Source organism: Sulfitobacter sp. UBA1132 (assembly GCF_002311545.1).
Lineage (GTDB): Bacteria > Pseudomonadota > Alphaproteobacteria > Rhodobacterales > Rhodobacteraceae > Sulfitobacter > Sulfitobacter pontiacus.
In genome coordinates this window covers 422047-434653 of record NZ_DCAN01000019.1, presented here as the reverse complement: position 1 = coordinate 434653, position 12607 = coordinate 422047, and the positions used below count along the sequence as shown (strand labels likewise).

11 protein-coding genes are annotated in these 12607 nt (G+C 59.9%); 1 reads left to right on the top strand and 10 read right to left on the bottom strand.

The window, feature by feature from the left end; genetic code table 11:
• Nucleotide 1: 1 nt before the first annotated feature.
• From B4F27_RS15860 to B4F27_RS15815, 10 genes are all read right to left on the bottom strand, one after another.
• Nucleotides 2-778 carry an enoyl-CoA hydratase-related protein gene (locus tag B4F27_RS15860; protein WP_009824814.1) on the bottom strand — a complete coding sequence of 259 codons (777 nt, stop codon included), beginning with the start codon at nucleotides 776-778 and terminating at the stop codon, nucleotides 2-4.
• A gap of 72 nt (nucleotides 779-850) precedes the next feature.
• Nucleotides 851-1321, bottom strand: coding sequence for a cytochrome c-type biogenesis protein (locus B4F27_RS15855; RefSeq protein ID WP_286760110.1), 471 nt, complete (start codon nucleotides 1319-1321; stop codon nucleotides 851-853).
• Entirely contained in the window at nucleotides 1318-3279 is a 1962-nt protein-coding gene (locus B4F27_RS15850) for a heme lyase CcmF/NrfE family subunit (RefSeq protein WP_286760109.1), read from the bottom strand. The genes B4F27_RS15855 and B4F27_RS15850 overlap by 4 nt, the downstream gene beginning before the upstream one ends.
• 115 nt (nucleotides 3280-3394) lie before the next feature.
• Entirely contained in the window at nucleotides 3395-3970 is a 576-nt protein-coding gene (locus tag B4F27_RS15845) for a holin family protein (protein WP_286760108.1), read from the bottom strand.
• Entirely contained in the window at nucleotides 3961-4572 is a 612-nt protein-coding gene (locus tag B4F27_RS15840) for a holin-associated N-acetylmuramidase (protein WP_074634384.1), read from the bottom strand. Before B4F27_RS15840 ends, B4F27_RS15845 begins: the two co-directional genes overlap by 10 nt.
• 80 nt (nucleotides 4573-4652) lie before the next feature.
• Nucleotides 4653-5096 carry a cytochrome c maturation protein CcmE gene (gene ccmE / locus B4F27_RS15835; RefSeq protein WP_074634386.1) on the bottom strand — a complete coding sequence of 148 codons (444 nt, stop codon included), beginning with the start codon at nucleotides 5094-5096 and terminating at the stop codon, nucleotides 4653-4655.
• A gap of 6 nt (nucleotides 5097-5102) precedes the next feature.
• Nucleotides 5103-6131, bottom strand: a complete 1029-nt coding sequence (gene argC / locus B4F27_RS15830) for an N-acetyl-gamma-glutamyl-phosphate reductase (protein ID WP_286760107.1) — start codon at nucleotides 6129-6131, stop codon at nucleotides 5103-5105.
• Nucleotides 6132-6167: 36 nt separating this feature from the next.
• The gene (locus B4F27_RS15825) at nucleotides 6168-6977 is read right to left on the bottom strand and encodes a glutamate racemase (RefSeq protein ID WP_286760106.1); all 810 of its coding nucleotides are present in this window, start codon (nucleotides 6975-6977) and stop codon (nucleotides 6168-6170) included.
• Nucleotides 6978-6989: 12 nt separating this feature from the next.
• Entirely contained in the window at nucleotides 6990-7889 is a 900-nt protein-coding gene (locus tag B4F27_RS15820; RefSeq protein ID WP_286760105.1) for a lysophospholipid acyltransferase family protein, read from the bottom strand.
• A gap of 79 nt (nucleotides 7890-7968) precedes the next feature.
• Complete coding sequence (locus tag B4F27_RS15815; protein ID WP_286760104.1) at nucleotides 7969-11385, bottom strand: indolepyruvate ferredoxin oxidoreductase family protein; 3417 nt, start codon at nucleotides 11383-11385, stop codon at nucleotides 7969-7971.
• Between the two features lie 261 nt (nucleotides 11386-11646).
• On the opposite strand from B4F27_RS15815, the gene B4F27_RS15810 reads away from it, so the two are divergent.
• Entirely contained in the window at nucleotides 11647-12552 is a 906-nt protein-coding gene (locus tag B4F27_RS15810) for a LysR family transcriptional regulator (protein WP_005853880.1), read from the top strand.
• The last annotated feature ends 55 nt before the right edge of the window (nucleotides 12553-12607 follow it).

The following is a 12607-nucleotide window of genomic DNA, read 5'->3' as shown; positions in this document are numbered from 1 at the left end:
ATTAGCGGCCCTCGAAGCTCGCGGGGCGTTTCTGCATAAAGGCCATCACGCCCTCTTTGAAATCACGTGATTGCCCGCATTTGCCTTGTTCCTGCGCCTCTAGCGACAGCTGATCCTCCAGCGTATTGTCCCAGCTGGCGCGAATGGCGTTCTTGGCAGCGGCATAGGCTGCGGTCGGTCCTTGCGCCAGATGCGCCGCCTTGGCACGCCAATGGTTGTCAAACGCGGCATCAGCCACGGCTTCCCAAATCATCCCCCAGTCATCCGCCTGACGGGCAGAGATTTTATCCGCGAACAAGGCCGCGCCCATAGCCTTGGCCGTGCCCATCTGGCGGGGCAACGTGTAGGTGCCGCCCGCATCGGGCATCAGTCCAATGCGCGTAAATGCTTGCAGGAAATAAGAAGATTCCGTCGCAAAGACCACATCCGCAGCCAGTGCAAGGTTCGCCCCTGCCCCCGCCGCAGGACCATTGACCGCGGCGATCGTTGGCACAGGGCAGTTGGTGATCGCCCGCAGCATGGGGCCGTATTCCTCGCGCAGGGTGCGTTCCAGATCCAGCGAGCCCTTGCTGCTGCTGTCGCTGAGATCCTGACCGGTGCAAAACGCACGACCGGCACCGGTGATGACCACACAACGCGCGTCTTTGCCCGCTTGGGTAAACGCGTGCTCGATCTCTGCCCGCATTTGCGTGGTCAGCGCGTTCATCTTGTCGGGGCGGTTCATGGTGACCACGGCCAGCCCGTCGGTCAGTTCATAGGTCAGGGTTTGATAGTCCATGGCGCGGGTTCCTCATCTAGATTTCCCCCGCACCTTACCCATACGACAGGCCACCGCCAGTGAAACCCCGCGTTATCGCTTCAGAATGTCGTCCAGCCGAGCCTGTTCTTGTGCGCTGAGCGGGGCCTGTTCGACGGACGGTGCCTTCGCACGACCGCGCAGGTAGCCAAACCCGACCCCTGCCGCAATCAACAGCATGAGCGGTCCTGCCGCCCATAACACCCAGGTCGATCCCCGCGCAGGCGGGTTCAGCAGGACATATTCACCATAGCGGTCGACGATATAAGCGACCGCCTCTTCGTCGCTATCGCCGGCCACCAGACGTTCGCGCAGCAGGATACGCAGGTCGCGCGCAAGGCTGGCGTTGCTTTCGTCGATGCTTTCGTTGCGGCACACAAGGCAACGCAACCCTTTCGACAAGCTCCGCGCGCGTTGTTCAAGCGCCGGATCCGAGAGCACCTCGTCCGGCTGCACGGCCCAGGTCGGCGCAACCGACAGTACAGGGGCCGCGAACAACATTAGGGCGAGTATTAGCGCCCTCATTCCGCAGGCACCGGCTTTGATTTCGCCGCCCCTGCCGCAACGCGGTAGCGTCGGTCCGAAAGGCTTAAAACGCCGCCTAGGGCCATCAGTGCGCAGCCGATCCATATCCAGTTGGTCAGCGGTTTGACATAGGTGCGCACCACCCATCCGCCATTTGCCTGTTCATCCCCGATCACGACATAGACATCGCGCAGCAGGTTATAGTCGATCGCCGCTTCGGTCGTGGGCATCTGCGCCACGGGATAGAAGCGTTTCTCCGGTCGCAACTGCGCAATCTCTTCCCCGTCGTGGAACAATGTCACGCTGCCGGTCGTCGCCGTATAGTTCGGACCCTGGCCCTGGGTGACATCGTCCAACTGCACGGTATAGCGCCCCACATCGTAGGATTCCCCCAGCGGAACGGCGCGGATGTCATCAATCGACCACGCCGTCAGGCCAGCCACCCCAGCCATGGTAACCCCAAGACCGGCGTGGGCCACCATCTTGCCCCAATCCGCGCGCGGCAACCGCCCAAGCCGGCGCAGCCGGTTACTACCGCGCCCCGTGCGCCCCCACAGGTCAACAACGGTGCCCATCACGATCCACGCGCCCAAGAACAACCCGAGCGGACCCAGCAAGCTACGCCCCGACTGCATCGCGTAGGCCAGCCCCCCAATCGCAATCGCCAATACGAAGGCGTAGCGTAGCGGCTTTAGCGCCCGCGAAATCACCGCACGCTTCCAAGGCATCGCCGACCCGATCGGCAGGATCAGCCCCAGCATAATCATGAAAGGTGTAAAGGCGGCGTTAAAAAACGGGGGGCCAACGCTCAATTTTCTGTCGAAGAACATTTCGGCCAGCAAGGGCCACATCGTGCCAATGAACACGACGAAACACGCAACGGCGAGCAATACGTTGTTTACCAGCAAAGCCGACTCTCGGCTGACCATGCTGAACACGCCTTTCGCCTCTAACGCGCTGGCGCGCGCCGCGAACAGAACCAGCGCACCGCCCATGAAAAACGCCATGATCATCAGGATAAACACGCCGCGTTCGGGGTCATTCGCAAAGGCGTGGACCGAGGTTAGCAACCCGGACCTGACGATAAACGTCCCGATCAGCGAGAAGCCAAAAGCCAGGATCGCAAGCAGGATCGTCCAGCTTTTCAGGCTTTCTCGTTTCTCCACAACGATGGCGGAGTGAAGCAGCGCCGCCGCCAGAAGCCAGGGCATAAAGCTAGCATTTTCAACGGGATCCCAGAACCAGAACCCGCCCCAGCCAAGTTCGTAATAGGCCCACCAGGACCCGAGAGCGATGCCAATCGTCAAAAACACCCACGCCGCCAAGGTCCAAGGGCGCACCCACCGGCCCCAAGCGGCATCAATCCGCCCTTCGATCAAGGCGGCAACGGCAAAGCTGAAGGTCATCGAAAGGCCGACATACCCCAAATACAAAAACGGCGGGTGGAAGGCGAGCCCGGGGTCCTGCAGAAGCGGGTTCAGATCCTGCCCGTCAAAAGGTGGCGTCGCCAGCCGCAAGAACGGGTTGGATGTGAAAAGGATGAAGGCAAAAAACGCCACACCGATTGCGGCTTGCACAGAAAGAACCCGCGCCCGCAAAGTCGGCGGCAGATTCCCCCCGAACCACGCGGCCATCGCCCCGAATAGCGAGACAATGAGCACCCACAGCAGCATTGAGCCTTCATGATTGCCCCAAGTACCGCTGATTTTATACAAAAGCGGCTTCATCGAGTGGCTGTTCAACACCACCAATCGCAGCGAGAAATCAGAGGTGACAAAGGCCCACATCAACGCCCCAAACGCCAGCAATGTCAGGGCGAATTGCGCCCCGGCGGCGGGCTCTGCCACAGCCATCCACCCGGGCCAGCGTTTATGGGCACCGATCAGGGGCACGACCATCTGAACGATGGCAACGCCGAAGGCGAGGATAAGGGCGAAATGTCCGAGCTCTGTAATCATACCCCGATCATAGAGCGGAGCACCGCCCCATACCATGCCGATTCACCGCGAAATCACACGACTGTGCGCAGCAAAGCGTCGCAGGGTCCCCCCTTACCCAGCAACTCTGCGCCAGTTACCCCGCAGCCCTGCGCCAGTCCGCAAGCGCCGCGTTGTCCGATCTGTCGCGCACTGCGCTAGATACGCCTTCCAGATCCCGCACGGCCCCTTCTTCAACACCATTAACACGTAGCGTTTCCAGCTCTTCGATATGTCGCATCACCGTTGGTGTCTGCGCGATGGTGCGCGCGATAGAGCGTTGGAACTCTTGTGTTTTCACCTGATACCGCGCGCCAAAGTAGAAGGACACGACAACCCCCAGAAGCCACCACAACGGCTCTGGCACCAGCGACACGCCCTGCATCCGGCTGGCAAACCAGACTGGGTCGACCATCGCCGTGATGAACAAGCCCAAGGTACCAAGCGCCAGCGCTGGACGCGGAAGCCGGTTCAGCCCGTCCATGAAACGGTCAAACCGTCCCTTGCGGGGCACAGCGAATTCCGCCCCAAATTGCACCATAGCCTGTTCCCGCGCGGTCGCATCACGGCCGGCCGTCTTTTCCGCATTGGGGCGAAATACCTCGACCGTGTCGCGCACCACATTGCGGCCGTCACCAAAGACCAACGCAAGCGCGGTATCAATCATCCCCATGCCGCGACCCTTTCGTTAAAGTCACGGATGCTCAGATGGTACCGCGGCGACATGAATTCCTCTGCCCGTTTGATCCATCCTCCCTTCTTTCCTGCCCTTGTGCGGGCGTATTTGCGACTTGCGGGGCGCTGATCCGCCAGCCCAAAGTAATAGTTACGCCGCGCCACGGCGTAGGCGTCCACCATCTGCGCAGGTGCAGCGGCATAGGCGCGCCCCGTAGCGCCAAGCGTTTGCGGTCCAAGCACCCCGTCCACGGCCACATCAAACCCCATATCTCTTAACAATCGCTGAAGAATCTTCACCGCATTCGCCCCCGCATTCACGTACATGTCGAAAACGGAGGGCTGGAGCGGACGGGGCAGCTGCGCGATCTTGGGTTTGTGGAAGTAATGGGTGATGAATATCTCGGTCGCTTGATCTTGAGTAAGCTCTTGAACATCGGCGAGATTTACTGCGCCGTCACGGTTCACATCCAGCCCCAGCCGACGCAGCGTGTGGATGGTGACGCCGTGGTTCGTTGCCCCGCCCGGATCATCGGGGTCATTCACAAAGCCCCCCTCACGCGCGACGATGGACTTTGCAATTTCCTCAACAGTTTGCATCAAATTGGCCCTTCCTGCAGGTTGCACTGCTGCAAGAATGACGTCTCAGATGTTAACGAAACCCGGCAGGCCCGTACGCATCACCCCTCGGGGGCAACATAAACGCCTTGCTCTTTCAGGGCGTCGACGACCTCTTTCGGCATGTAGGTCTCGTCATGTTTGGCAAGGATTTCCGTCGCTTCGAAGGTGCCGTTTATGTAACGCCCTGTCCCCACCATGCCTTGATTTTCCTCGAACAGATCGGGCAATACACCGCTGTAGGTCACAGGCACAGCCGCGCCGCCATCGGTCACGGAAAAGCGGATCGTCAGACCATCCCCGCGCACAAGGCTGCCCTCTTCAACGAGGCCACCGATGCGGAAAACCTCTGCCGGGCCGGGCGGTTCGGCGATCACCTGACTGGGCGCGCGGAAAAAGTTTATCCCGTCGCGCATGGCATATCCAATCAGCGCCGTGGACAGCACAAGCGCCACGACCGCGACGCCGATAATCTGGATACGCCGTTGCTTTTTAAGACTTTTCATGCGCCCTCAGGGAAATAGCGGAGCCATCATCAGCCCCTCGACCTCGTCAATACCTAACATCAGGTTGGCGTTTTGCAACGCCTGCCCGCTGGAGCCCTTGGTCAGATTATCGAGCGCGGCAACCACAATGGCGCGGCCGTCGATCCGGTCTGCCACCACGCCGATGTGACAGAAGTTCGACCCGCGAATATGGCGCGTGCTCGGGGCCTCCCCCATGGGCAGCAGTTCGATAAAGGGCTCGGCATCATAGGCCGCGGCAAGGGTTTTGTGGATCACCTCGGCGTCGCCTTTGACATAGACGGTCGCCAAAATCCCGCGGTTGGCGGGCACCAGATGCGGGGTGAACTGCACCTTGACCGGACGGCCGGCGATGGCGGAAAACTCCTGATCAAACTCACCCAGATGGCGGTGCGTCCCGCCAAGGGAATAGGCGTGGTACCCCTCGGACAGCTCTGCATGCAGCAGGTTTTCCTTCAACGACCGCCCCGCACCGGACACGGCGCATTTGAGGTCAAGGATGATGTCGTCCAGATCAATGACGCCTTTTTCGATCAAGGGGCGCAGGGCGAACTGGCCGGTGGCGGCGTTACAGCCTGTACCGGCCACAAGACGCGCGGATTTGATCTCTTCGCGGTAGAATTCGGTGAGGCCATAGACCGCCTCTTTCTGCTGCTCCAGCGCGGCATGGGAGTTGCCGTACCACTTGGCGTAGGCCTCGGGGTCGCGCAGCCGGAAATCTGCCGAAAGATCGACGATTTTCAGGTCTTTAGGCAGGTTCGCGATGACCTCTTGGCTGGTTTTATGCGGCAAGGCGCAAAAGCACAGGTCAATGTCCGAGAAATCGATCTCTTCGATGGTGATCAATGCGGGCAGGTCGAGATGACGCAGGTGTGGAAACACCTCTGCGATGGTTTGCCCCGCCTTGGAGTTTGCCCCCAAAGCTTTGATCTGCATAGAGGAATGGCCAGCGATCAGCCGGATCAGCTCGGCTCCGGTATAGCCGGAGGCACCAAGAATGGCGATATTATGGGTCATGTCGGGTTCCGTTCGGAAAGTGTTAGCAAATACGTGTTAGGCCGCTTGAAAGGTCAAGGGTCGTCGCAAGAATTGCGTGGCACGGCTGCTGACCTTTTTGGGGTCGCCCGTGGTCAGGAAAGCCGCCTCACCCGTGCCCAGCATATTGGGGTGACGCTGCAGATAGTCGCCTAAACTATGGGCGACCAGATTGGCCTGGCTGAACACTTTGACATCGGGGCCAAGCGCGTCCTGAAAGGTTTCCTGCATCAGCGGGTAATGGGTGCACCCCAGAATGGCAGCTTCGGGCGCGGGCATCTTGCGTTTCAGCGCGTCCACATGGCTGCGCACCAGCGCTTCGGCGAGGATGAAATCACCGTCCTCGATCGCATCGACGACCCCCCCACAGGCCTGCGCTTCGACATCGACCCCGATCGCCCGAAAGGCCAGTTCACGCTGGAACGCACGGCTTGCCACTGTTGCGGGCGTCGCAAACAGCGCCACGTGCTTTAGATCCACCTCGCGCGGGGGGGAATTGTCGCCCCATTGGCGTTCTGTCATCGCCTCGATCAGCGGCACAAAGACGCCCAACACACGCTTGTCCGACGGGATCCACCCTTCCTGCATCCGGCGTAGCGCCGCGGCAGAGGCCGTGTTGCACGCCAAGATCACCAGATCGCAGCCCGCATCGAACAGACGCTGGGTTGCAGCAGTGGTCAGGTTATAAATGTCATCCGCATTACGCACACCGTAGGGCGCATGGGCGCTATCGGCCAAATACACGAAATCCACATCCGGTAGCTGTGCCTGCACGGCATCCCAAACGGTCAGCCCGCCTAGCCCAGAATCGAAAATACCAACTGCCATAACACCTTGCCGTCACCTGTCGGCACGATGCCGATCTTCAAATTCAAACCCCAGATCAAAGGATTTTGCCGGGTCTGGTGACAACTCATACGTCGCTTTGCGCAGGAAATCCATCATAGCTTTTGCGTCTTTTGCCATGGGGTCCAGCACGTTTCTGCCGATGGGTTCGCCGATGACCACGCGCACGGGCGTGTCGACGCGTTTGCGGAATTCCTTGATCAGCAGTCCCATGCGCAGGGTGTGATGCAGATGGCTGGCAATCTGGAACAGGCGGCTGGTGTGGCCGTCGAAGTAGATCGGCACGACGGTGGCATCCGATTTCGCGATCATGCGGGCGGTAAAGCTGCGCCAGCCCGGGTCCATAGGGCGCGAAAACGGCCGTGCGCTGGTGCTGACGGTGCCCCCCGGAAAGATACCAACCGCGCCACCCTGCCCCAGATACTCCAGCGCGGTCTTGCGCGTGCGCAGGTTCAGCGCCAGCGCGGCCTTGTCCTCGTCAAAACTGATCGGCAGCAAATGGCGGTTCAGGTCGGGCGCGCGGTTAAAGACCGAATGCGCCATGATCTTGAACCCGTCCCGGCGGCGCGACAGCATATGCCCCAGCATCAACCCGTCCAGAATACCGTAAGGATGGTTCGCCAGCGCGATGACAGGCCCCGTTTCAGGGATATTCGCCAGACTGCCGCCCACGACGTCAAGCGTCAGCCCGTAGCGCTGCACCATCACGTCAAAGAACCCCATCCCGCGCGCCATGTCGTCTTCATAGCCGGTTGCGCGTTTCATCAGCCCCAACCGCCCTGTGCTATTCTCCATCAGGCGGATGAAGGCACGCGCGGGCCGCGATTTGGCGGAATAGGCATAGCTGATGTCACGCGCTGTCAGCGGCCGAAGATCGGGCTGCAAGAGGGTCAAGGTCGGTTCCTTTTCACGGGCTTTGCCTTGCCCTCTAGCAGTGGATCATGACAGTCGCGTGACAGACAGCCTATTCAGCCTATTCAGCCGCGCGCGAGTTTTGCGTGCCGCCTGACCGGATGACGGCCAGCAGCTCTTCGCGCCGCTTTGCGGCCTTGGCTTCATTCGACTGTTTCACCGGACCAAAGCCGCGGATCTGCAAGGGAAGCTCCGCCAAGGCGACAATCGCGTCATGGGTTGCGTCGGTCAGCTTGGGCAGAACATCCTTCATGTCGGCCTCGTATTGCGTGATCAACGACCGCTCCATCCGGCGTTCGTCGGTACGACCGAAGGGATCGAATGGCGTGCCGCGCAGGAATTTCATCCGCGCCAGCATGTTGAACGGCCCCTCCATCCACGCGCCAAAGGTCCGTTTCATCGGACGGCCATCCGCGCCGGTTTTCGACAGGATCGGTGGCGCAAGGTTGAAGGTCAGCTTGGGATCCCCCTCAAAGGCCTCTGCCACTTTGGCGCGGGTGGATTTCAACAGGCGCGCGACCTCGTATTCATCTTTATAGGACAGGAGCTTGTGGTAGCCCAAGGCCACGGCCTCTTTCAGGCGCGCGTCGGTAATGCCGTCCACCATGGTGCCATAGCGCTTCGCCAGCCGCGTGCCCTGATAGGCGATCAGGTGGTCCTTGCGGAAGGCGATCCGTTCATCCAGCGTCTTCGGCAGGGCGACAACATTGGGCGTCATCACGCGCTTGGCATCTTCGGGGTGCAGCACGGCCCAACGGCCCAGTTCAAACGCACGCAGGTTCCGCTCGACCGCGGCACCGTTCAACGTGATCGCCTGTTGCAAACTGTCCAGCGACAGCGGGATCAACCCCTGCTGCCAGGCCGCGCCGAAGATCATCATGTTTGAATAGATCGAATCCCCCAGCGTCGCCTTCGCCAGATCAGAGGCATCAAACAGCGCGACGTCATCCTTCAGCCGCGCCTCAAGCGCGAGGGTCAGCCGGTCATAGGGCATCTGGAACTCGGTATCGCGGGTAAACTCACCCGTGATGATCTGGTGCGAGTTCACAACCGCCCCCGTCCGCCCAGCGCGCGTCAGGCCAAGCGTCTTGGTCCCGGCAGAGACAACAAGATCGCCCCCGATCAACGCATCCGCTTCACCCGTTGCCACGCGAATGGCGCTGATATCTTCGGGACGGTTCGCAATACGGCAATGGATATGTACGGCACCGCCCTTTTGGGCAAGGCCTGCCATCTCCATCATCCCAGCGCCCTTGCCGTCAATCTGCGCGGCTTGCGCCAGCACGGCACCGATGGTCACAACGCCGGTCCCACCGACACCGGTGATCACCACGTTATGCGTGCCATTGATCGCAGGCAGGGTCGGCATGGGCAGGTCGGGGGTCTTGACCTCTGTCGTGGGATCCTTGCGGATCTTGGCCCCTTCCAGCGTCACGAAGGACGGGCAGAACCCTTTGACGCACGAGAAATCCTTGTTGCACGAGGATTGATCAATCGCCCGTTTGCGTCCCAATTCTGTTTCTTCGGGCACGATCGAGACGCAGTTGGACTGCACACCACAATCCCCGCAGCCTTCGCAGACATCGGTATTGATGAATACGCGCTTGTCGGGATCAGGGAACAGCCCCCGTTTGCGACGGCGACGTTTCTCGGCGGCACAGGTCTGGATATAGACGATAACGCTGACGCCTTTATGTTTGGCGAAATTCTCTTGCACGGTCTGCAGGTCTGCGCGCTCGTACATCGGCACGCCGCCAAAGGCTTTTTCGTCTACGTCTTCTTTCTCGTCATAGACCACTGCGATATTCTTGACGCCCATGGCCTTCACCTCTGCCACGATACGCGGAGCGTCCAGATCGCCTTCATTGTGCTGGCCACCGGTCATGGCAACGGCATCGTTATAAAGGATCTTGTAGGTGATGTTCGTCTTGGCCGCGATGGCCGCACGGATCGCCAGATTACCCGAATGGTTGTATGTCCCGTCCCCGAGGTTCTGGAACACATGGTCGCGTGTAGAGAACTTGGATTCACCGATCCAGTTCGCACCTTCCCCTCCCATATGGGTAAAGCCGGTTGTCTCGCGATCCATCCACTGCACCATATAGTGGCAACCGATCCCGGCGTAGGCGCGGCTCCCCTCTGGTAGCTTGGTTGATGAGTTATGCGGACAGCCCGAACAGAAGTAGGGCACACGCGCAGCGATGTCTTCGGCGTTGTCGGCACGACGCGCGGTATCCAGCGCTTCCATACCCGCCTTGATGCCATCGGTCGTCCGGCCTTCCTCGATAAAGATACCGCCCAGCTTTTCGGCAATCCAGATCGGGTCCAGTGCGCCACGGGTGGGGAACAGCTCTTCGCCATGCTCCATCCCGGCACCACCGCCTTTGTGCCAGCCATAGACGCGGCGATGCGTATCCGAGAACAGCGCCTCTTTGATCTGCACCTCGATCAGCTTGCGCTTCTCTTCCACGACGATCACCAGATCGAGCCCTTCGGCCCAGGAATGGAACCCCTTCATATCCAGCGGGAAGGTCTGCCCGATCTTATAGAGCGTGATCCCCAGACGTTCGGCTTCGTTCTCGTCGATGTTAAGCAAGCTCATGGCGTGGATCACATCCAGCCAGTTCTTACCGGCTGCCGCGATGCCGATCTTGGCCCCGCGCTTGCCCCACATGCGCTTGTCCATTTTGTTGGCATGGCTGAACGCTTCGGCGGCATATCGTTTATGGTCAATCATCCGCGCTTCTTGCAGATGCGGCGTGTCTTGCAGACGAATGTTCAGCCCACCGTCCGGCATATCGAACTGCGGGGTGACCAGCTTCATTCGGTTCGGGTCACCATTCACGACCGATGTCGCCTCTACGGTGTCCTTCATCGTCTTGAGCCCGACCCATAGTCCGCTGAAACGGCTTAGCGCCCAGCCGTAGATACCGTAATCAAGGATCTCCTGCACACCGGCGGGGCTGACGACGGGCATATAGGCATCCACCATCGCCCATTCTGACTGGTGCAACACGGTAGAGGATTCACCCGTATGGTCATCCCCCATGGCCATCAGAACACCACCGTTCGCGGACGAGCCCGCCATATTCGCGTGACGCATCACATCGCCAGAGCGGTCCACACCCGGGCCCTTACCGTACCACAGGCCAAACACACCGTCGTACTTCCCCTCACCGCGCAATTCTGCCTGCTGGCTGCCCCATAGGGCCGTAGCGGCAAGGTCTTCGTTCAGGCCTGGTTCGAACACGACGTTATGCGCGGCCAGCGTCTTGGCGGCGCGGTCCATCTGAAGGTCAACGGCCCCCAGTGGCGATCCACGATATCCGGTCACGTATCCGGCGGTATTCAACCCTGCCGCCTTGTCCCGTGCCGCCTGCATCATCGTCAGGCGCACCAACGCCTGTGTGCCGTTCAGCAACACGGGCGATTTCTCGAGGTCATACCGGTCAGTTAGTGAAATTTTTTGCGTACCCATAGCGCGTCCTCCCCTACGTGCAATCAATAGCTATGGCATCACACTAGGTCACAAAAGCTGACCTGTCTAGCGTTGTGTCTGACCCTAGGTCATAAAGCGCCAAGACGCGGGGCTTGATCTTTTGCCCCTTCGCCCGATCTATCCGTGATAAGATAACCGCACATATACCGATGCGCCGCGTCGGAGGGTTGTTTTTAAACTGCAAAACGCGCAAAGATGACCGTTCTTGCGAACACTGCGCTCATTATAAAGGTAGTCCTCATGGATTGGGACAAGCTCAGAATATTTCACGCCGTGGCGGACGCGGGCAGCTTGACCCATGCGGGCGACAAGCTGAATTTGTCGCAATCTGCCGTCAGTCGCCAGATCCGCGGACTGGAAGAGCAGCTGAATACCAACCTTTTCCACCGCCATGCACGCGGCCTGATCCTGACCGAACAAGGCGAGCTGCTGTTCGACGCCACCGTCGCCATGTCCAAACGGCTTGATACCGCCGCTGCGCGCATCCGCGACAGTGAGGAAGAAGTCTTTGGCGAATTGCGTGTCACCACGACCACGGGCTTTGGCACCCTATGGCTGGCCCCGCGTCTGCCGAAGCTCTACGAGAAATACCCCGACCTCAAGGTCGACCTGATGCTCGAAGAGCGCGTCCTTGACCTGCCCATGCGCGAAGCCGATGTCGCCATCCGCATGAAAGAGCCGTCGCAAGCCGATCTGGTGCGCAAGAAGCTGATGATGATCAAGATGTGCATGTACGCCTCGCCCGCCTATCTTGCGGCGAACGGCACGCCCCAGCGGCTTGAGGATATGTCGGACCACCGCCTGATCTGCCAGAACACCGACAGCAACCAGGTGCATGCGGGTCTGAACCTGATCCAGCAGCTGATGATGCATGACGTGCGGTCGATGCTGACGGTGAACAACTACTTTGGCGTATTGCAAGCGGTGATCAACAACCTCGGGATCGGCGTACTACCCGACTACCTCATCCAAGACTTCCCCGATCTCGTGCAAGTTCTGCCAGAGACCGAGTCGGCGGATGTGCCCGTATTCCTTGCCTACCCCGAAGAATTGCGCGCCTCCAAGCGGGTCGCGGCCTTTAAAGACTTCGTGCAGGACGAGATCATTACCCACCGCAAACTGCTGCGCGAGAAAGAGTCCCACTAGCTATGCGAAAACCGCATAACGGGCATGTCATAGATTAACGATTCCATCCTTGAAC